General features: G+C 58.0%; 14 protein-coding genes. 8 read left to right on the top strand and 6 right to left on the bottom strand.

Translation table 11 applies throughout. The features are described 5' to 3' along the window. Window positions 1-72 precede the first annotated feature (72 nt). On the bottom strand, window positions 73-1,893 hold the full coding sequence (locus VGM18_01335; GenBank protein ID HEY3971612.1) for an ABC-F family ATP-binding cassette domain-containing protein: 1,821 nt from the start codon (window positions 1,891-1,893) through the stop codon (window positions 73-75). 137 nt (window positions 1,894-2,030) lie between these two features. Next, window positions 2,031-2,363: a hypothetical protein gene (locus tag VGM18_01330; GenBank protein HEY3971611.1), complete on the bottom strand. Its 333-nt coding sequence runs from the start codon at window positions 2,361-2,363 to the stop codon at window positions 2,031-2,033. 168 nt (window positions 2,364-2,531) lie between these two features. On the opposite strand from VGM18_01330, the gene VGM18_01325 reads away from it, so the two are divergent. The 4 genes from VGM18_01325 (at window position 2,532) to VGM18_01310 (ending at window position 8,521) form a co-directional block, all read left to right on the top strand. Then, the gene (locus tag VGM18_01325) at window positions 2,532-4,691 is read left to right on the top strand and encodes an alpha-glucuronidase family glycosyl hydrolase (protein ID HEY3971610.1); all 2,160 of its coding nucleotides are present in this window, start codon (window positions 2,532-2,534) and stop codon (window positions 4,689-4,691) included. 240 nt (window positions 4,692-4,931) lie between these two features. Continuing rightward, window positions 4,932-6,053 carry a LacI family DNA-binding transcriptional regulator gene (locus VGM18_01320; protein HEY3971609.1) on the top strand — a complete coding sequence of 374 codons (1,122 nt, stop codon included), beginning with the start codon at window positions 4,932-4,934 and terminating at the stop codon, window positions 6,051-6,053. A gap of 33 nt (window positions 6,054-6,086) precedes the next feature. Further along, entirely contained in the window at window positions 6,087-7,634 is a 1,548-nt protein-coding gene (gene xylB / locus VGM18_01315; GenBank protein HEY3971608.1) for a xylulokinase, read from the top strand. A 110-nt stretch (window positions 7,635-7,744) separates the two neighbouring features. Beyond that, window positions 7,745-8,521: a hypothetical protein gene (locus VGM18_01310; protein HEY3971607.1), complete on the top strand. Its 777-nt coding sequence runs from the start codon at window positions 7,745-7,747 to the stop codon at window positions 8,519-8,521. Between the two features lie 43 nt (window positions 8,522-8,564). Here VGM18_01310 and VGM18_01305 read toward each other — a convergent pair whose 3' ends face one another. The 3 genes from VGM18_01305 to VGM18_01295 all read right to left on the bottom strand — a co-directional run bounded on the left by VGM18_01305 (window position 8,565) and on the right by VGM18_01295 (window position 13,948). Next, window positions 8,565-10,328, bottom strand: a complete 1,764-nt coding sequence (locus VGM18_01305) for a CRTAC1 family protein (GenBank protein HEY3971606.1) — start codon at window positions 10,326-10,328, stop codon at window positions 8,565-8,567. 71 nt (window positions 10,329-10,399) lie between these two features. Beyond that, window positions 10,400-13,060, bottom strand: a complete 2,661-nt coding sequence (locus VGM18_01300; GenBank protein HEY3971605.1) for a glycoside hydrolase family 3 C-terminal domain-containing protein — start codon at window positions 13,058-13,060, stop codon at window positions 10,400-10,402. A 309-nt stretch (window positions 13,061-13,369) separates the two neighbouring features. Continuing rightward, window positions 13,370-13,948 carry a hypothetical protein gene (locus VGM18_01295; protein HEY3971604.1) on the bottom strand — a complete coding sequence of 193 codons (579 nt, stop codon included), beginning with the start codon at window positions 13,946-13,948 and terminating at the stop codon, window positions 13,370-13,372. Between the two features lie 454 nt (window positions 13,949-14,402). Between VGM18_01295 and VGM18_01290 the strand changes: the two genes are divergently transcribed. Both VGM18_01290 and VGM18_01285 read left to right on the top strand, forming a co-directional pair. Then, complete coding sequence (locus VGM18_01290) at window positions 14,403-17,993, top strand: carboxypeptidase regulatory-like domain-containing protein (protein HEY3971603.1); 3,591 nt, start codon at window positions 14,403-14,405, stop codon at window positions 17,991-17,993. Between the two features lie 130 nt (window positions 17,994-18,123). Beyond that, window positions 18,124-19,281 carry a tetratricopeptide repeat protein gene (locus VGM18_01285; protein HEY3971602.1) on the top strand — a complete coding sequence of 386 codons (1,158 nt, stop codon included), beginning with the start codon at window positions 18,124-18,126 and terminating at the stop codon, window positions 19,279-19,281. A gap of 96 nt (window positions 19,282-19,377) precedes the next feature. On the opposite strand, the gene VGM18_01280 is transcribed toward VGM18_01285, so the two are convergent. Continuing rightward, window positions 19,378-19,857, bottom strand: a complete 480-nt coding sequence (locus VGM18_01280) for a hypothetical protein (protein ID HEY3971601.1) — start codon at window positions 19,855-19,857, stop codon at window positions 19,378-19,380. 225 nt (window positions 19,858-20,082) lie between these two features. On the opposite strand from VGM18_01280, the gene VGM18_01275 reads away from it, so the two are divergent. Both VGM18_01275 and VGM18_01270 read left to right on the top strand, forming a co-directional pair. After that, entirely contained in the window at window positions 20,083-21,060 is a 978-nt protein-coding gene (locus VGM18_01275) for a cysteine synthase family protein (protein ID HEY3971600.1), read from the top strand. A gap of 2 nt (window positions 21,061-21,062) precedes the next feature. Then, the gene (locus VGM18_01270) at window positions 21,063-21,530 is read left to right on the top strand and encodes a M67 family metallopeptidase (GenBank protein ID HEY3971599.1); all 468 of its coding nucleotides are present in this window, start codon (window positions 21,063-21,065) and stop codon (window positions 21,528-21,530) included. Window positions 21,531-22,077: the final 547 nt, after the last annotated feature.

Raw genomic sequence — 22,077 nt, 5'->3', positions numbered from 1 at the left:
TGTCTCATCAGGCGTAGTGAGGGATCTCGGTAGCATCGGCGGCATCCTGGAAGGGCTTCGGATGATCGTCGTCTACTGCTTCTTCTCCAATTCCGCCCAGCGCGCGTAAAGCCCATCCACTTCCGACTGCGCTTCTTCGAGTTCCTTGTGAGCGCTCATCAACCGCTCCGCATCGCTGGCAATCGCCGGATCCTCGGCGGCCGCGCGCTTGGATTCCAACACCAATTCCGCGTCGGCAACGCGCTGCTCGATTGTGGTGTATTCCCGCGCCTCCAAATAGGAAAGTTTCTTTTTCGCCGATGTTGTCGCAGTTTGCGATGAAGTGATTCCCGCAGTCGCCGCGCGCGCCGTTGTCCGATCGCCAGCCTGCGCAGCCTGCATGCGCTGCGCCTGCCACGTCTCCCACTGCGAATAGTCGGCAAAGCGCTCGGCGCCGCCTTGGCCATCCAGTCCAAGCACGATCGTCGACACGCGATCGAGCATGTAGCGATCGTGCGTCACCAGCACCAGCGACCCGCGAAACTCGAGTAAGCTCTCCTCCAGAATTTCCAGCGTCGGAATGTCGAGATCGTTCGTCGGCTCATCCAGCAGCAAGACGTCGGCAGGTTGCAGCATCAACTGCGCGATCAGCACCCGCGCCCGCTCCCCTCCCGATAGCCGCTCCACGGGCTGATTCAACTGCTCGCTCTTGAATAAAAATTTGGCCGCCCACGAAGCGACGTGCGTAACGCGATCCTGATAAATCACCGAATCGCCCTCCGGCGCCAGCGCCCGCCGCAGAGTAACATTGGGATCAAGCTCCCGCCGCTGATCGAAATAAACGATGCGCAATTTCTCCGCGCGCCGAATCTCACCAACGGTCGCCGCCACCTCTCCGCGCAACAAGCGAAGTAAAGTCGTCTTCCCACTGCCATTCGGCCCGACCAGCCCAACCCGCAGCCCAGCCGAAATGATAAAGTTCAATCCCTGAAACAGCCGCCGCCCGCCAATTTCGTACGCGACATCTTGCAACTCGATCAGCCGCTTCGTCTTGCGATCGGTCGCCGAAAAATCGATCTGCGCCGTGCCGCTGCGGCTGCGCGTGTTCAGGTTCGCGAGTTCTTCCATCAACTCGCCCGCCTTGTCGATACGCGCCTTCGATTTTCTGGTGCGCGCCTTCGCCCCGCGCCGCAGCCATTCGATCTCTGAATGAACCAAATTTTCCAGCGCTTCCTGCCGCTTCGACTGCGCGTGCAGGAATTCTTCTTTCTTTTCCAGAAATACGCTGTAGCGTCCCTTCACCCGCAGGAGCCCGTCCGGATAAATCCGGCTCAGCTCCGCCATCTCGGTCGCCACGTTTTCCAGAAAATACCGGTCGTGACTGATCACCACACAGGCGAACCCTGCCTGCTCCAGCACTTCCTCGAGCCACTCGATTCCCGCCAGGTCGAGATGATTCGTGGGTTCATCCAGAAGTAGAATATCGGGCCCCTGCACCAGCGCTTGCACAATCGCCAGCCGCTTCTGCCAGCCCCCTGAAAGTTCGGATGCCTCGGCGTCCAGGTCCGCAAAGCCCGCGCGTCCCAGCGTCTCGGCAAAACGCGTGCCCCGCTCCGACTCCGGCACCGCGGAATTTTTCAACGCAGCGTCGACCCCCGCGCGTACCGTCTCGCCAGGCCGGAACTCCGACTCTTGCTCCACATAACTCATCCGAATGCGTTTGCGGACGGCGATCTCCCCATCATCCGTCTCTTCGGTGCCCGCGAGAATGCGCAGCAGCGTAGATTTGCCCGACCCGTTCGGCCCGATCAGCCCGATCCGGTCTCCCTCGGAAACCGTGAACGAGACGTTCTGAAAGAGTGGGTCGGCTCCAAAAGCCTTCGAAATACTGCGAACATTAATCAGCGGCGGCAATGAGTGTGCGGTCTCCTGAAATCTATCTTGAGATTATCAGGAAGCGGAACCGGGCCGCGATGCACGCAGCACGGAGAACACAAAGAATGGATGATCGGAATTGGTGGGATCTACGCCAGCAAACAAAAAAACGCGCGTTACCAGGCCGGCTTGCCGTCCTTGAAGCGAAATGTCAGCGTCTCGCCCCCTTTTTGCAACTCGCGCGTCAGGATAAGATCGGCTCCTAGTTGCTTAACTTTGGATCCCGTCACCTCGATCTCCTCGCCATCTTTGAAGGCGATTCCCATGTCGTCGAGAAATTTCTTCGGGCAAAGAAATACGTCGAGCGAATCCGCGCCGCTCTTCAGCACCACATAAGCAATAGGTTTCGGGCCCGAAGGCGGCACCAGTTTCAATTGTTCGACCGCGCCCTTTACCGTGGTTTCCGTGGCGGGATCATATTTAGGCGGCGCCTGAGCAAAAGCGCTCATGGCCAGAAACGCTACCGCAGCAATTTTAAGGAGACAAGTACGGGTAGGATTGGAAGCAGCCATCATGGGCCCTCCGCCGCGAATGTTAGGCCTCCTGCGCCCAAAAATCAACTCGTTTTACGACCTGCTCAGTGTCTATCTCTTATACTCAACAAATCTTCCCGTGCCATGCCGAAACTCCGGCCCATTGCGGTCGCGCTGCGGTTAGCCGTCTTCACAGGATTTCTCTGTTCGTTAGTCCCTGCGACATGGGCCACCGACACCGACGCCTGGCTGCGCTACTCCCCGTTGACCCCACAAGCCGCCCAGGCCTACCAGAGCTTGCCCGCCAACGTTTTTGTGCAAAGCGATTCCATCGTGCTTAAGAACGCGCAGCAGGAATTAATCCAAGGCCTTGCACAAATGCTGGGCAAGCCAGCCCGCATCAGCTCGTCTCCCGGGAACGTCATCGTTCTGGCAAGGCTGAAAGACCTGCCCAGGCTTGCCCCAAATCTGTCCCCGCCTTCAGACCTGCAAGCCGACGGCTACTGGCTGAAGCGCGCCAAGATTCACGGGCGCGAGTGTCTGATCGTCGCCGCCGTGAACGACCGAGGCGTCCTCTACGGCGTGTTCGCACTATTAAGCAAGATTGCGTTGAGTAAGCAAGTCCGCGACGAAAATCTCGCCCACCTCGACGAAGTCCAGCAGCCCCACGCCCCCATCCGCTGGGTCAACCAATGGGACAACTTAGACGGCCGAATTGAACGCGGCTACGGCGGTCCGTCCATCTTCTTCGCCGACGGAAATATTCGCAGCGATCTGACCCGAGCCGGCCAATACGCCCGCCTGCTCGCCTCCGTCGGCATCAACGGATGCACCATCAATAACGTCAATGCCGCCCCCGGCATTCTCGAAGATAGTTTCATCGCGCAAGTCAGCCGCATCGCCGACGTCTTCCGCCCCTGGGGCGTTCAGCTTTCGCTCTCGGTCGATCTCAGCAGTCCCAAAGTCATCGGCGGTCTGGATACCTTCGATCCTCTCGATCCGCGCGTCGCCGACTGGTGGCGCAAAAAAGTGGATGAGATTTACCGCCGCATTCCCGACTTCGGCGGCTTCGTAGTCAAAGCCGACTCCGAAGGCCGCCTCGGCCCCTCCACCTACAGCCGCACTCCCGCCGATGCCGCCAACGTAATCGCCCGCGCCCTCAAGCCACATGGCGGCATCGTCTTTTATCGCGCCTTCGTTTATAACCACCACCTCGACTGGCATGATCTGAAAAACGATCGCGCCAAAGCTGCCTACGATAATTTCCATCCGCTCGACGGCGCGTTCGACGACAACGTCATCATTCAAATCAAAAATGGCCCCATCGACTTCCAGGTACGCGAACCCGCTTCTCCGCTGTTCGCCGGCCTGCACCGCAACAACGAAGCCATCGAGTTGCAGATCACGCAGGAATACACCGGCCAGCAGCGGCACCTCTGCTTCCTCGTTCCCATGTGGAAAGAAGTCCTTGACTTCGACATGCGCGTGGGTGAAAAGCAAGACAACGCGCCGTCGCCCGTGAAAGATCTAGTCGCAGGCCGCGTCTTCCACCGCCCTATTGGCGGTTTCGTCGGCGTGGCCAATGTCGGCATGGACGACAACTGGCTGGGCAGTCCGCTGGCCCTGGCCAATCTCTACGGCTTCGCCCGCCTCGCTTGGAATCCCAACCTCACCTCAGAAAAAATTGTCGACGAATGGACCCGCCTCACCTTCGGCGATGACCCACTCGTTCTCAAAACCATCACCGCCCTGCAACTCAACTCCTGGCACATTTACGAGAGTTATACCGGCCCGCTGGGCGCAGGCACGCTCACCAACATCACCGGCAATCATTACGATCCCGGCCCCGAATCGTCCGAGCAAAACGGCTGGGGACAATGGCATCGCGCCGACCACCTGGGCATTGGCATGGATCGCACCATCGCGACCGGCACCGGATTTATCGGCCAATATCCTCCCGAGGTGCAAACGCTCTACGAATCTTTGGCGAACTGCCCCGACAATCTGCTTTTATTTTTCCACCACGTGCCCTACACCCACGTGCTGCATTCAGGCAAGACAGTCATCCAGCACATTTACGATTCCCACTACGACGGCGCAGCGCAAGCTCACGATCAAATCACGCAATGGCAGACGCTCCGCGGCCACATCGACGAAGAGCGTTATCGCGACATCCTGGCTCGCCTGCAATACCAGGCCACCGAAGCCATCGTCTGGCGCGACACCATCTGCACCTGGATCTACCAACTCTCCGGCATCGCAGACGACAAAGGCCGCGTTGGCAGCCAAGCCTCAGTGCACTAACGCTTACGGTTCCGGTCACCGGAAATTGCATTGTCATCATGAACGGAGCCGTTCTTCAGGCGGAGTGAAGGATCTCGGACGCAACCGGCGCGTCCGGAAAGCCAAATTTGCCCACCCCCCATATCAGTCTTGCGCATTTCCCCAACTTCCGTTAACGTTTACGTCGCCGGCGGCCAGAACGCCCTCCCCAGATATTTTGAATTGGCCGCCGGTGCTGTTCTCGCACTCGGACCCAGAATCATGGGAAAGTCTCCCACCACTCTTCGCGACATCGCCAAGGCACTGGGTACCTCAATTGGCTCGGTGCATCGTGCTCTGCATGACCATCCTGGGGTTAGCCCCGCCACCAAAGACAAAGTCTTGCAGATGGCGAGAACGCTGGGTTACCGGCCAAATATCGCCGCACGATATTTGTCTTCCAGAAAAAATCTGCGCATCTCGGTCAACACTCTCCAGGGAACCACTTCATTCTGGGACGAAGTCCGCACCGGCATTCGTGAAGCCGCCGCGTCGATCACACTCGAAAATGTCGAACTCGAATTTCGCACTCATCCCCGCCTCGGCGAAGGCGACGAAGAAGCCTTTGAAGCAGCCATCGCCGACAAGGTAGATGGCATCATCACCTTCCCCAGTCGTCCGCAAGTCCTGCGCCCCTGGATCCGCCGCGCGTCACGAGCCGAGATTCCCGTAGTTTGTGTCGCGACCGATGCCCCCGGCAGTGGACGTTTGGGCATCGTCGCCATCGACACTCTCGCCAGCGGATCGATCGCCGCCGATCTCATGGGAAGATTTCTTGGCGCGCGCCAGGGATCGATCGCCATCACCGTTTTTGATATGGGCATCACCGAGCATGCCGAGAAATGTGGCGCTTTTGAAAGTACCCTCCGCAACTTCTATCCCGATTTGCGCCTGTTGAAGCCCATCGAGGATCACGATCTCGAAGCCGAGTCCTACGACAAATGCCGCCAGTTGTTTGAACAACATCCCGATATCTCTGGAATCTACGTTACGACGGAAGTCTCCATCCCCGTACTGAACGCGGCGCGCGATGCCAATCTGCTCGAGCGCCTGACCATCATCACGACCGATGTCTTTCCCGGCCTGGTTCCCTACATTCGTTCCGGCGCGGTCGCGGCGACGATCTATCAGCGACCGCGCGCGCAAGGCCAGATCGCATTTCGCATGCTGCACGAATTTCTGCTCGAAGGAGCAGGCGCGAGCCGTTCGCACCAGGTTGCACTGGCGCCGCATCTGCTAATGCGCGGCAATCTGGATTTCTTTCTGCAAAAAGAATCGGCCAAAGAAAAAATCAAAGAAGAAGCTCAGGAAACAACGCCTGACCTGGCCCAGGATTTTGCTTAAAGAAGATTTTGCTTAGCATCCGCGCACTCCAGGTTGCGTGATGAACTTGCGTCTCGAGGAGGCAACATCGCATATCTTGGAATCGACGTAGGCACCGGCGGCACGCGCGCTCTTGTCATTGACGCGACCGGAAAGATCATTGCCTCCGGATCGGAAGAACACGAGCCGTTCGCCAGCCCGCGTCCGGGCTGGGCCGAGCAGGATCCCCGCGACTGGTGGCGCGCCTGCGGATTAGCGGTCCGCAAAGCCCTCAACTCCTCAAACCTGCGCGCCGACGAGATCGCCTGCGTCGGCTTCTCCGGCCAAATGCACGGCGCAGTCCTGCTCGACTCCGCCGATGAAGTCATTCGCCCCGCGCTAATCTGGTGCGATCAGCGCAGTGAAGCCCAGACTCACGAACTCGAAAAATTATTCGGCCGCAATGCCCTAATCCATCTGACCTGTAATCCTCCTCTCACCAACTTCACGCTCACTAAACTGCTCTGGGTGCGCGAGAACGAGCCGCAACATTGGACCCGCGTCGCGCACGTGATGCTGCCTAAAGATTACGTGCGCTTCCGCCTCACCGGAGAACGCGCCATCGATATGGCCGACGCCTCCGGCACTCTTCTGCTCGACGTCGCCAACCGCCGCTGGTCGACCGAGGTTCTCAACAAGTCGGGCATCGACCTCGGGTTGCTGCCGGCTCTTTTCGAATCGCCGCACATCTGCGGAACAATTTCCGCGCCAGGCGCCGAAGCCACGGGTCTGAAAATTGGAACTCCGGTTGTCGCCGGCGCTGGAGACCAGGCCGCCGGAGCCGTCGGCATGGGCATCGCCCGCGCCGGCGCTGTCAGCGCCACCATCGGAACCTCCGGCGTAGTCTTCGCTGCCACCGATCGTCCCGCGCTCGATCCCCAGGGGCGCCTGCACACTTTCTGCCACGCCATCCCCGGCCGCTGGCACGTGATGGGCGTGACCCAGGCTGCGGGGTTATCTCTGCGCTGGTTGCGCGATCGCATCGGCGTCGCGGTTCGAGAGGCACATGCAGTTGGGGTGTCAAATAAAGACCCGTACGAAATTCTCGCCGAAGAAGCCAGCCGCGCCCCCGCCGGCTCCGAAGGAGCATTCTGGGTTCCGTATCTGATGGGCGAGCGCACGCCGCATCTCGACCCCAACGCCCGCGCCGCTCTCATCGGCCTGACCGCCTCGCACCAGCGTGCGCACATCATTCGCGCCGTCATGGAAGGCGTAGCCTTCAGCCTGAAAGATACCTTCACCATCTTCGACGAAATGCAAATTCCCGTGACGAGCATTCGCCTCGGCGGCGGAGGTGCGCGCTCCCCGCTGTGGCGCCAAATCCAAGCCGACGTGTACGCCCACGAAGTAGAAATCGTCGCCGCGGAAGAAGGCGCAGCCTACGGCGCAGCAATCCTAGCCGGCACCGGAGCCGGCGCCTGGACCACGGTGGATGAAGCCTGCGACAAAATCGTCCGCGTAGCCCTCCGCATTCCCGCGAACAAAAAAGATTCCACCACGATGCAGCATTCCTACCGCACCTACCAAAAAATCTACCCCGCCCTGCACCACATATTCAGCTAGATAGGGCGCGCTTCGGGGTGGCAATTATGTACTTGCCTCATGCACTCGAAAACTGCATGCTGGATTGTGCGAACTGCGGAGTAAGCTCCAAGCGCGGCGGCAGGCAGAGAATGGCGAAATTTGGCGCGACACATCTCGACATTTTGTTTGCGTTCGTTCTTTTTTTTGCCGGGCTCGGGTACTCCGTGAGTGGATTCCCCGCTAGCGTGATAGTTGCGTGTGTCATCTGGGGGATAGCCTGGCTGTTTGTAACACATCTGTTTTTTGTTTATGACGGTACAGCCTCCTGTCCGATTGACGTTAAAGTGATCCTCTGGGCATCGGCTACATTTTTTGCCGTCGTCGTGTTATGGAGTCCCGTTGCCAGACGATATTCCGCCGAACATTCACCGCGGGCGGAGCCTCAACCGGAGCAGCCAAGCGTAACTTTACGGTTCACCGATCCCAGATATCCAGTCTTGGCAATAGATAACATCTCAGGCGCGGTTGCAAGAAATGTGAAATGGGAAGTGGTTCTGTGGGACATGGACAGCCAGGGTCGGAATGACCTCAACCCGCTTCAGATACCAACACAAACTTTCGATTTCATCAAAGCTCGCGATGAAAGTGGGTTTGAGGAGATTTTTACCCCGGCGATCGCCGCCTCACTTAGACGGGGCGACAGGCTGTTTGGAACTGCTGTCGTAGATTGCCCAGAGTGCAAACAAGGCCGAACCTACGTTCTGTATATCGTTTGGGGTGAAGGCGGATGGTTCTCTGAGTACAACGCAGGCGCAGGGAAGGTCATGGTGCCCGTCAAGGTAACACCGAGTTCGCTGGGACTGTATTTCAGAACGCTTGAAAACATGGTTCCGAAGGCTATGCGCATTCCAATTGGCAAAAGATAATATTGAAGCCGTGGAAGCTGAAGATATTAGCCCTGAAGCGGGATCATCGCCCAGCCTCCTTCACCACCACCACCCGATCCCCGGCGACATCCCGCAAAGTCTGCACAATCCCCGAAGGCCACCGTATCTCCACCACATCCGCCGACGCGTTCGCCCCCAACCCAAAATGTACCGGCCCTGCACTCGACGATGCATACCCCGCGCTCGTCGTCATGTGGTTATACTGCGCACCCGTCTTCGTCACGACTTTGATCCGTGCCCCAATCCCGTCGCGATTACTCTTAGTCCCCTGCAACTTGAATTCAATCCAATGATTGTTCCCTGGACTCTGGTTGATCCAAATCTCCGCCGGCGCGCTGAGTGCAGACACCACCACGTCGAGCCGCCCGTCTCCATTCAAGTCCCCCACGGCCGACCCCCGATGCCGCGCTGCCGGTTGCGCCGTAAATCCAGCCTCGGCCGTCAACGCAGAAAACTTCATTCCCCCCAGATTGCGAAATACAGAATTCGGCTGCTCGACAACAATATTCGGCGCAGCCAGCAGCGACTGCACATGTCCCCGCGAGACAAAAATATCTTTCCACCCATCATTGTCAAAATCCGCAATGTTCGGAGAATACCCCGCCATCGGCAGCGAAAGCTTCGTCATATTGCTCTCGCGCGTCACCTCCACAAAGCTTCCCTTGCCGGTGTTCCGGTAAAGCGGAAAAGTTTCGCCATCCAGCGCCACCAGAAAAATATCGGGATACCCGTCATTATCCAGGTCGCGAAAATCCACGCCCATGCCGGAAATGAAAACGCCGTCTTCCCGCAGCGCCACATTTTCCTCAAACCCCGCCTCCTCAAACTTCCCGCCTCCCAGGTTTCGATAAAACGAATTCATCAGCTTGTCATTGGGAATCATCAGATCCATCTTGCCCGAGAGCGTAGAATCCGCCGCCGCCACTCCCATCCCTTTGCCCGGATGCGCGCGGAATCCCGCCTCGACCGATGCATCGCGAAACGTGCCATCGCCATTGTTCAGGAACAACTGGTTCGGCGTGGGCTTGTAAAACTTCGGATGGCAATATTCTCGATGCCCATAAGCCTCGCACAGCGGCTCATGATTGAAATCCCACTTCAAATAATTGATGACCACTAGATCGAGCAGCCCGTCGTTGTTCACATCCACCCAAGCCGCGGCCACCGACCACAGCGGCCCATACTCAGCGTCCGGCTTGTTCAAGCCGGCCTTCATGGTTACATCAGCGAAGGTTCCGTTGCCGTTGTTGTGATACAGCGTGTTGCGATACACGCCCGTAACAAAAATGTCCTCGTATCCATCGTTGTCGTAATCGCCCACCGCGACGCCGATGTCGTAGCCGGTTCCCGCCAGCCCGGCCTTTTCGGTCACATCCGTGAAGTGCCCGTGCCCGTCGTTCTCGAAAAGGTGGTCTGAATATTTCGGAGAATCCTTCTTGAGCGTCTTGATATCCGCACCGTTGGTGAAGAAAATATCGACCTTCCCGTCATTGTTGTAATCGAAAATAGCGACGCCGCCCGCCATCGTCTCGGGAGCATGCCGCTCCGGCGTCTCATCACTGTCCAGCTTGAAATCGATGGGTTGAAAGGTAAACCGGATCGGACTTTCGGCCGCGGGGTTCCAGCCCGAAACGGGTGAACCGGGAGCGGCTGGTAACGTGGAAGAGCGGCCCTTTAGAGCCCGCCCTGAGCTTGTCGAAGGGGCCGAGTGAAGCGTCACTTCATCTTCGGGCTTTAGCCCCTGCGCTTGTACAACCAACGACGCGCCCGTGAACCCCAGGGACAAGAACGCGAGCACCACGCAAAAAAATTTACGACGTATCATCCCGGAGGGGCGCCCCCGCGCCTCCGCTCATTTTACTCCGGCAATTTTTGTTCCCCGCGAATCGCGAGATGAGCCTCCGCCTGCGCCGCACCAGTTCCAGGCTGTCCTCCGCCGGCAGTGATCACATAATCCCCCTCCGCGACTATCCGATCCCCGGCTTCATTCACATAGCTCAAGTCGCGCGGCCGCAACTCTAGCTTCACATGCCGCATTTCGCCGGCGTCCAAATGAATCCGCGTAAACCCGCGCAGCGCCCGCAAGGGCGTCCCTGCCAGCTTGGGGAACGTGACGTAAAGTTCCACCACCTCATCTCCCGCTTGTGAGCTGGCGTTCTTCACGTCCACATCAACCGACAGTGGATTACCCGCGTCCAGTTCCGGGCTGGACAATTTCAGATTGCTATATTCGATCTTCGAATAGCTCAACCCATATCCGAACGGATACAACGGCTCCCCTGTGAAATACCGATACGTGCGGTTCTTCATCGCATAATCTTCGAACTCCGGCAACTGCTCCACTCCTTTATAAAAAGTCACCGGCAACCGTCCGGCCGGATTGTTTACGCCAGCCAGCGTCTGCGCGATCGCCGTTCCCCCTTCTTCTCCCGAGTACCAAGCTTCCAGGATCGCATTGGCATGATCGTTCGCCCAATTCACGGCCAGCGCGCTGCCATTCATCAGCACCACCACCAGCGGCTTGCCCGAACCTTTCAGCGCTCCGAGCAGCGCTTCTTCTTCGGCCGGCAGACTGAGATTCGTGCGGTCACCGCCCTTGAATCCGGGCAGGTCGACCCGCATCTCCTCACCCTCCAGCTTCGATGTGATGCCCACCACCGCGACCACTGCATCAGCCTGCTGTGCCGCCGAGACCGCTTCCACCAACGGATCGCCGCTCACCGGCAACCAGACCAGCTTCGTCGTCCGCCCGCCGGCCAGATACTCGATTTTCACCGCGTATTTATGTCCCTTGGTGAGCGTAACCGTCGCGAACTGCGGATTGGGATCGTGCCCCACGAAGTCATCGATAATTAATTTGCCGTCCAGCCACAGCCGCTGCATCGACCCCATCAAACCGATCTGATAAGTACGGGATTCCGAGGGTGTCAGAAATCCGGTCCAACGTACTGAGAAATCCTTCATGCCGGCCGGCACCGGCAGCGCATGCGCATCGGGATGCGAAAGCTGAAGATCGACGTAGGGATCGACCCGTACGACTTGCGGCGTTCCCGTCAATTCTCCCGAAAAATATTCCCCTCTCAGCCCAGGCTTGCCGTCCTCGGTCGACAACACCGAGGTCAGAATCACCGGAGCCTCCCGCAGAAAATTCGTCCCCGGCTCATAGGAAACCTGTGCCCCGGCAAACTGTTTCCGAATCCCCTCAAGCGCCGTCACCGCATACGACGCCGTACCACTGTAGTTTCCGTGCAGCACCTGCACCGACTCCGCCAAGGGCCCGACCACGAGAATTTTCTTCACGCCACTCGCGAACGGAAGCACGCCGTCATTCTTCAACAGCACCATCGATTCTCGCGCCGTCTTCAGCGCCAGTTGCCGATGCGCCGCGCTGTCAATCTCCGACTCCGGCGTCTGCGCATACGGAACCATACTCGGAGGATCGAACATTCCCAATCGCATGCGCGCCGTAAACAGCCGCCGCAACGAAACGTCCAAATCCGCCTCCGTGAGCAGTCCCTGCTTTACGGCGTCGATGAACGGCTTGTAGTCGTGATCGTCCTTCGCGATGGTGAAAAAGTCGGCGCACTCATTGTCCATTCCAGTCTTAATCGCAACCGCCGCGGCCTCGGCCTGGCTCTTGACGAAGTGGTGGCCCTGAAAAATATCGACGATCGCGTCGCAATCCGATACCACATAGCCGTTGAACTTCCACGCCCCGCGCAACGTGTCCTTGAGCAAAAAAGTATTCGCGCACGCCGGTTCGCCATTCACGCGGTTATAGGCGCACATCACCGACTCGGCTTTGCCCTCGGTCACCGCTGCGCGGAACGCCGGCAAGTACGTGTCTTCCATATCGTGCTTCGAAACCTGAACGTCAATGCTGTGCCGCGACGGCTCCGGCCCGCTGTGCACCGCGAAATGTTTCGGCGTAGAAATAACCCGGAAATACTTCGGATCATCCCCCTGCAAGCCGGTCACGAACGCCACGCCCATGCGCCCGGTCAAAAATGGATCTTCCCCGTACGTCTCCTGCCCGCGCCCCCAGCGCGGGTCGCGAAAAATATTAATATTCGGCGACCAGAAATCCAGACCCTCCATAATGTCGCGCCGTCCCGCCTTGATCGCCTGATTATGTTTCGCGCGAGCCTCCGTCCCAATCACAATCGCCATCTCGTGAATCAGCGGATCGTCAAACGTGGCCGCCAGTCCAATCGGCTCAGGAAACACTGTCGCCGTCCCCGCGTTAGCTACGCCGTGCAACGCCTCACTCCACCAGTCATAATTCGGCACCTGCAAGTCGGGAATCGCCCGCGCCTGGTTCACCAGCTGCGAAGCTTTCTGCTCCAGCGTCATGCGCCTGATCAGATCGTCAACGCGCACATCCATCGGCTGGGATGGATCCAGATAGATAGGGCTCGACGCCGTCTGTGCCCCGGCACGCGGTGCACCGAGCGCAGAAATGAGAACGACGACAATAAAGAAAACTCTGTGCAGAATATTTCGAGTGGGCGTTCCCATGGACAATTCTCCCCCGCAAAGCACGCCGAACAGTTGCCAGATGGCGCGAAAAACCTGCTAGATGTAAGTGCGTTAACGATTACGATTGACCGTCGCTTGTAGCACAGTGGAATCGCGCGGTCAAGAAGCCGCCCGCTGGCTCCTGGATCATCTAGGATTTATCAGCCACTGGTTTGTCATCCTGGAGCGCAGCCGTTTTCAGGCGAAGCGATGAGCCTGCCCCTGAACGGAGTCGAAGAGATCTCCTGCTCAACCGGCCCCGCGCGTGACCAAAATCCACCGGAGCCCTTGAACGGGCAAGCCCCAACCCTACTTCGGGGCCATCAAGTCGCTGCTCGAGAAGACATACGCCGTCAGCTTATCCAATTTGAGATTGGACCGTTTAGAAACTAGCGCAATACTCCCGTCCGCGCCGGTCGTACTTTCTACATCTTTCATCTGCACACGGTGGTTTGAAGTCTTGGCATTCGGCGTGTCCGGAACGCCCGACTCCTTCCCCGAGTCGCTCCCCGGAAACGGTTTATAACTTTTCGAATTCGGATCCGGATACTGCCCTTGTCCGTTCCACGTCGCTTTCGCGGATTGCTGCGGTCCGTACTGCAAGTCCTGGCCACCCACATCCTGTGTGGGGTAATACCACGCGGTGAGATAAACTTTGAGTTGAGCCGATCCGTCCTTCCACCGCGCCGAGTCCATTCGTATGGCAATGCGCGACGGGTCTGTCTTCGTTTTCGCCACTGAATCGATCACCTCCCCGGAAAATACCGCGTTCCTCGGGATGACCGCGCCATTCACCATAGTTGCGACTTCCAACTTCGCCTCGACCTTGGTTCCGGCCTGAGTTTTGCCCGCCGTCACATTCTGCTGCATGATCACTGGAAACTCCACGGCCGCAGAGGGGGCCGGGGTCGTCGCAGCCCTCTCCTGGCTGAATGAGCGAATCGGGCAAACCAGGTGGGTCGAACAAACGAAGAGAATCAAGCTTGATACCGCCAGCTTCCTAATCCAGCTTCGGGTCGGCATTTCATCGCCCCCATGCCGCCGCTCCAGGAAGGCTCTTTTTGCCAGCCCCGGCACGCGGCCGTTTGTATGTCGCCAGAGTACACCCATTCCTGTTAGCGTGAAAAGCGCCCTTTTCGAGCCCGCCAAACCGCCCTAAACGCGGCCACTATATCGTTTTTCTTCTTGACAACGACCATGCAACGGATGTAATCACGTAAACGTTTCCATTTACCGGAATTAGCTCACCCTGATTGTCTGTCAAAGATTGTCTGTCAAACGGTTATCCGTTACCAACCGGTCGTGCCAACTGATCGCGACCTACAAATCTCGGAGGCTCCACATGAAATCCCTCTCATCCCTGTTCGCCGGGAGTTTCGGCCGCGCTCTGCGACGCAGTCCTTTTCTCCTCGCGTCCGTCTTCATGCTCTTCGCATCACAGGCGTTCGCCCAGGAAGCCACCATCCTCGGTACAGTGACTGACCCGTCTGGTGCGACGGTTGCCAACGCGACCATTTCCATTACCAACACGGAGACTGGGGTCACGCGCGATCTGCCCACCAATAGCGATGGCCAATATGTCGCCCCCGACCTCCACATCGGTCACTACAACGTGCGCGCCACGGCCTCAGGCTTTAAGGCTGCCGAGCAGAAAAATATCACCCTCGACGTAGGCGACCGCAGCCGTATCGACTTCAAGCTCACCGTCGGCAGCGCCCAGGAGACCGTCACCGTCGAAGCCAACGCCGTCGCCGTGCAAACCGACTCCGGCGAAGTCAGCAACGTCATTACCGGACAGCAAGTCACCCAGCTGGCCACCAACGGTCGCAGTCTGTACGAGCTGTTCGCTCTGGCCCCCGGCGCATCCAGCCTCACCAACTCCCGCGAAGGCTTCACCCCTGTGAGCAGCGACGCCGCAATCAGCATCAACGGCGAACGCGCCGGCCACAACCTGCAACTCATCGACGGCGGCGAAAACCTCGACCGCGGCGGCAGCAGCGGCAGCGTAGCTCCCTCCCTCGACTCCATCGCCGAGTTCCGCAATATCACTTCGAATTACAGCGCTGAGTATGGCCTGGCTACATCAGCCCAGATCAGCACCGTAATCAAATCCGGAACCAAGCAGTTTCACGCTCAAGCCTGGGAGTTGTTCCGCAACGACGCCCTCGACGCCCGCAACTACTTCAATCCCGCCCCTCAGAAGGTCGCCGAACTCCGCTATAACATCTACGGCTTCAACTTGGGCGGGAAGGTTCCCGGAGCCGACGCTCACCCCACCTTCTTCTTTTACAATCAGGAATGGCGCAAGGAAATCGATGGCGGCCTGCTGAATCAGCTCGTGCCCCTGGCCAGCGAGTATCCCACTGCCACTGGCGCGACGCTCCCGACCACATTTAATGGTAAGCCAAGCATCGCCACCGATCCGGCCCTGTCGGTCGTTCCGGCTTCGATTCAGTACGCAAACTGTCCCGGCGGTCTGGCCCCAGCGGGAGTGGTAGCTGGCTCGCCGTTTCCCAACAACACCATCCCAGCTTGCATGATCGCCAGCAACGCGACAGCTTTGCTGACCGCCGGTGGCAAGTACGGCGGGATCTTCCCGACTCCGAACCCGAGTTCTCCCAACGGCGCGTTCTTCCAGGGCGGCAACAATTCGCCCACAACTCTGACGGAACAGATTGCACGCGTCGATCATCAGTTCAGCAGCAAGTTCTCCATCTTCGGGCACTGGATTTCCGAGCAGATTTCGCAAACCTACGGAACTACTCAGTGGAGCGGCGACAACGTTCCGAGTGTGGCGAACGTTTTCGGAAACCCATCCTACAGCGCCGTGATTCACGCTACCCACGTGATCAGCCCGACGCTGCTCAACGAGATCGCCTTCAATTACAACGGCAACCGCATTCACATTATTCCCAATAACCTTGTTTCGGCCCCGAGCAGCTTCATGTTTGGCCGCCTATTTCAAGGGCCTAACCAGGACAACCGCATCCCCTCGATCAATTTGAGCGGCGTTACCACCTCCGATTACACCGCCAATTGGACGCCATGGAATAACAAGGCCGACGATTACCAGTTTCGCGATGATCTCTCCTGGACCAAGGGAGCGCACCAGCTGAAGTTCGGTTTCAGCTGGGCGCTTTATAAGAAAGTGCAAGACGCCTTCGCCAATACTGAAGGCAACTTTACGTTCAACGGTTCCTACACGGGTTACGATTACGCCGACTTCCTCCTCGGCGATGCCCAGGCATATTCTGAAGACGGGGTGAAAATCAGCGGCCACTGGAACAACATCTCCCCCGCGGCCTATGTGCAGGACAACTGGCGCGTGAACAGCCGGTTGACCCTGAATCTCGGGTTGCGGTGGGATGGCATTCCTCATACTTACGAGACCAACCATCTCTCGTCAAATTTCTATCCCAGCATGTACAACCAGGCCGATCGCGCCACCTTTGACAACTCGGGACACGTCTGCAGTGCCCCCGATGCGGCCAATCCCGGGTTAACGGGATGCACAGCGCCGAGTCCCGGGATCGTTACCAGCACCAATCCGATCCTTGGGGGAGTTCAGTTCTACACCAACGGAATCGGCGTTGGCGGCGTGAATGGAATTCCCAAGGGTCTGGTCAACGACTCCTGGAACAATTGGGGTCCACGTCTCGGCTTTGCTTATGATCTGACTGGTCAAGGCAAGACTGTAGTTCGTGGTGGCTTCGGCATCTCTTACGAACGCATTCAGGGCAATGACATGTACAACGGTGCCGTTAACCCGCCGGGCGATCCGAATCCGACGCTTAACGGTGTTTCGTTGCAAAATCCCGGGCAGAGCCTCGCTGGCGGCGCGCCGATCACCGCTGCGAACTTGCCCATCCTTCCACTTGGGGTAACCGGCATCGCTGTGCATTACCCGACTCCCATGAGCTTCCAGTACAGCATTGGCGTCCAGCAGGCAATCGGTGCCCACGCAGTGCTAAACATCGCGTATGTCGGAGACCAGGGACGGCGTGAGAACTACTATCAGGCGATCAACCTTCCGGCGGAGGCCGATCTGCCGGCTCTTACTCTGGCAGGTGCACCGAGCCCTAACGTTGATCCTACGCTCACCTATCCTGGTTACGGCGGTATCCGACTGGCATACAACGGCGCCAACTCCACCTACAATTCCTTGCAGACTACGCTGACCGGAAAAATCCATCGCGACCTTCAGTTGCAGGTTTCCTACACTCTGGCGAAAGCGATGGATGCGACCACGTCTTCCGGCAGCGGCGGCGATCTCGAGAATGCCACCAATCCTTATCAAGGATGGCGGGCCGATTGGGGACCATCCGTGTACGATCGCAGAAATGTTTTCTTCGCTAACTTCGTATACGAACTGCCGATTTTCCGGAACAGCCCTAGCCGCTTGGTGAAGGGTGCCTTAGGCGGATGGGAACTGTCGGGAATCATCACTGAAGAAACCGGTGCCCCAGTCAACCTTGGGGTTAGTGGTACGCAGTCGGTGTTGATCGGGGGAGTGCCCGTTAACCAGAGTACCGCCGCTGCTGTCCTTGGCAATACAGGGGTGCGGCCCAACGTAACGGGCTCTGTCTCCTACCCCAAGACGGCCGCCCAGTGGTTCAGCACGTCGAACTTCAGCTTCCCAACCTGCTCGCAAGGCGGTTCGGGCGCGGATTGTTACGGCAATACGCCGTTTGATTTCATCCGCGGTCCCGGCCACAACAATTTCGACCTGTCGCTCCTGAAGAACTTTGCTTTCACGGAAAGGTTTCGCTTGGAGTTCCGGGCCGAAGCCTTCAACGCCTTCAACCACACTCAATTTCAAGGCAATTCCGACACCGGCGGCCTCGGCAACAACTTCAATTCCGGCAACTTCGGCCAGATTACCCAGGCCTATGACGGCCGGCAATTCCAACTCGGCTTGAAGCTGATCTACTAATCTGCCTCAAGTATCCACCTCACGCCCCGCTCGCACTCACGAGCGGGGCGCACGCTTCTCGGGGGCTCGGCCTCGCATTGCGCAAAATGCACGATCTTCTTCCACAGTGTTGAATTAGCATCCTATTCGGATGACAAACCGCGCGGTCGAACTCGTTCTCGTCGTTCTCCTCACTCTCCTCTCGGCAGTCGTAGCCTTCGCGCAATCGCCCACTCCCGCCGATGCCATCTCCCTCGAACAACAGGGAAAATTTCCCGAAGCCGCCCAAGCCTGGAAAGCCGTCACTGAGCGCAATCCCACCGACGCCGCTGCCTTGGCCAGCCTGGGCGTGGTTCTCTCCAAGGAACAGAAGTATTCTGAAGCTGCCGCCGCTTATCGTAAGGCGCTCGCGCTCAATCCCAAACTCCCCGGCGTGCAACTCAACCTTGGCCTCGCGGAGTTCAAGCAGTCCCGCTTCCAGCCCGCTGCTGCCGCCTTTCGCCGCGCCCTCGCCGCCGATTCGACAAATTCTCAGGCGCGCACGCTCTTAGGCCTCAGCAACTACGGCGCACAACAATTTGCCGACGCCGTAAAGTATCTCGAGCCCGCCGCTAAGGCCGATCCCGGCAATACGGAACTCCATACCGTGCTGGCGCAAAGCTGCCTGTGGGCGAAGAACTATCCCTGCGCCCTCGAAGAATTTCGCCATCTGCTCCAGCAAAATCCCAACTCCCCCGCCACCCACGTCCTTCTCGGCGAAGCCTTGGACGGCGAGAGCCAAACCGCCGACGCCATCGCCGAATTCGAGGCCGCCGCGAAAATCTCGCCAAGTGAGCCGAACGTTCACTTCGGTCTCGGGTACCTGCACTGGAAGTCGCAACAATACGATCAGGCCCGGCAAGAGTTTCAGCGCGAACTGACTCTCGACCCCAACCACGCGCAGTCCCTGGCCTATCTCGGCGATATCGAATGGAAGGCCAACCATCCCGACGAAGCTCTTTCCTTCCTTCAGCGCTCTTTAACCATCCAGAAAAATCTGCGCATCGTCTACGTCGACCTGGGAGCCATCGATCTCCAACAGAAAAAATATAAGGATGCGCAAAGCGCTTTGCTGAAAGCTATATCTCTAGATCCGGATCTGCCCGACGCGCACTACCAGTTGGGACGTCTGTATCAAGCTTTGGGCAAGACCGCCGACGCGGAGAAGGAACTCCACAGGGTTCAGGAATTACATAAGAAGGCTGAAGACAGCCTGGTCGGCAAGATCAATTCGTCTCCTCCTGCATACGACCCATCGGAGGCCAAATAATTGTGACCGCAAAATCTATGTTGGGTGTTCGCTCCTGCCAAAGACCGAAGACCCAAGACCGAATACGGAAGACTTAAGACGGAAGACCGAACGCCCCTAGGCCCGCCCCTTCTTCCCCGCCACCGCGGCCTTTCCCGCCACTTCCCACGGACGCTTCGGCCGATCCACCGCCGGCTTGTCGCGGTCCTCAATGCGGTCATACTGATACGACTCGCTCACCGTGCCCAGCGACTCGTTATAGAGGCTAGGCAGCCCGAGTCCCACTTTCAGCTCTTCCGAAAAAGATTGCAGCGCCTTCAATTGCTCGGCTGAAGCAGGAACCTCGGTCTTCGAAGTTTTCAGAAACTGCTGGTACCCGCGGTTCACTAACTTCGATATCTCGCTGCCAATCAGATACCCGGGATACGCGAAAATTTTCACCCCGTCTTCCGGCGTCTTCTGAATCGCCGCCGACACGTTATATTTCCGCAGAAACACTCGAGCCGTTGTGCCCGGAGCGTCCGTCGTGTCGAACCCGTGATCGCGTAGCCAGGCCAGCGCTTCTTCATAGGTTCGTGCTTCAATGGTTTTCGACATTAGCTTTTACGTTCAACCTTTCCTGCCCACATCAAACTCGTCTATTGGATGCATCATTGGTTAAAACTGACCGTAACTTTACACGGACTGCATCGCCGGGCGAAACTATTCATCTGATTACTGTAAACAAGGTACTACATACCTCGTTTCCGGCCATATAGCACATTACGTTGGTCACGGCCTTTCGGTTCATTCATGGCACACGGTTCTGCAAGATCGGCGGCAATGTACACTCCGGCACAATCTAACCAAACTCGCGGAGCCGCGTCCCGACTGGGAGAAACCCTCGGCCATACTCTCCTCGAGCGCATCGGCAACACCCCTCTGCTGCGTCTCGACGCGCTCACGGCCGACCTACCCGGCGTAGCACTTCTGGGTAAGGCCGAATGGTATAACCCCGGCGGTTCCGTCAAAGATCGCGCTGCCGCCAACATCGTCGCCGAAGCGCGCGCCCGCGGCCAGCTTCGTCCCGGAAAAACTCTTCTCGACGCCACCAGCGGCAATACCGGCATCGCTTATGCGATGCTCGGCGCCGCCGAAGGATTCCCCGTCACTCTCTGCATGCCCGAAAATGTTTCCCGCGAACGGAAGCAGATCCTGCAAGGCTATGGCGCCAAAATTCTTTATACCGATCCCGCCGACGGCTCCGACGGCGCCATCCGCAGAGCCCGCGAACTCGCCGCCCTGCACCCCGACCAATATTTCTACGCCGATCAATACTCGAACGAAGCCAACTGGCAGGCCCACTATCACGGCACCGCCAACGAAATCTGGCAGCAGACCCAGGGCCGCATCACTCACTTCGTCTCCATGCTCGGCACCAGCGGCACTTTCGTCGGCGCGACGCGCCGTCTCAAAGAACTGAACCCGGCCGTGCAGTGCATCTCGCTCCAGCCCGACTCGAGCTTTCACGGCATAGAAGGCGCTAAACACATGTCCACCGCCATCGTGCCCAAAATCTACGACCCAACGCTGGCCGATGAGAATCTTGAAATCTCCACCGAAGACGCCTACGCCATGGCCCGCCACCTTTCGCGCAAAGCCGGCCTGCTGGTAGGAATCTCCGCCGCCGCCGCCGTAGTCGGATGCCTCAAAATTGCCCACGTCCTCCCGCTAAAAAAAGATCGAGAGGCCGTGATCGTCACCATCCTCTGCGACTCCGGCGACAAATATCTCAGCGAGAGGTTCTGGACCGAAGGATAAGTTTGCGCCCCGAGCAGGCGATTCGGATCGACAATTTCATGCTGAAACTCTCCCGCAAAGACTATGACGCCCTTCGCAAGCACGGCGAAGAAACCTACCCGTACGAATGCTGCGGAATTCTCTTGGGACACATTGATGACGAAGGCACACGAGTGACCACGTCCATCGAAAGAGCCCATAACACCCGCACGGACTCTCCCCGTAATCGTTACAACATTGATCCGCGTGACCAGATTCGGATTCAACGAGAAGCCAGACAGCGCGGCGAGGATGTTATCGGCTACTACCACTCTCATCCTGACCATCCAGCACACTGGTCAATCACCGATCTCGCAGAGGCGCACTGGCCTGGACTCTCCTATGTCATTACGAGCGTGGAGAAAGGAAAGGCAGCTCTCACTAATTCGTTCGAACTTGATAGTTCTGACGAAAGCAGGCGGTTCCTTGACGAAACAATTGAGATCGCTTGACCGGAATCAAAGTCCCTTGTAGTACGCGCCATCTGCGCGATTTTCACAAGCCCGCAACAAAATGTGCCTCGATCCTTAACATCGACTTCCATCAATAAATCCTGCGGAAACTCTCGTCCCGCGCGGCTTTCCGCCGAAATTGCCCAACCTCCTGCACTAAAATCGGTCATCCCCCTGTGGACGCGCTGCACTCGATTGAAAACGCATGTACTTACAATCGCGTATTTTTCGTTGACTGAAAATATAGAAGGAGTACAAGGGAATTGTTCTTTGACAGCTTCTTAAGTTTTTCCGGTTGGCGCGGCGTCCGGGGCTCGAGCGAAGTCACTTTTCCGATCGCAAGATTGGGAAGGAGGGCGAGCAAGGGTCTATAGCAAAGCGCTGGTCGAGGAGAACGGAGAAGAAATGTTGAAGGCAAGATAGAGTTCCGAGGCGTAGGGTAGGTTTATCCGGTTGGCGGTGAGCCCGGAGCCCAAGCGAAGATCGCGCGTTGCGCCCCGCAAGGGCGAGCAACGAGAGCAGGTCGAGCAAGGGTCAAACGCGAGCT

The sequence above is a fragment of the Candidatus Sulfotelmatobacter sp. genome (assembly GCA_036500765.1).
Classification (GTDB): Bacteria; Acidobacteriota; Terriglobia; order Terriglobales; family Acidobacteriaceae; genus Sulfotelmatobacter.
Note: the sequence above shows the minus strand (reverse complement) of the source record. Positions and strands in the feature narration are given on the sequence as shown.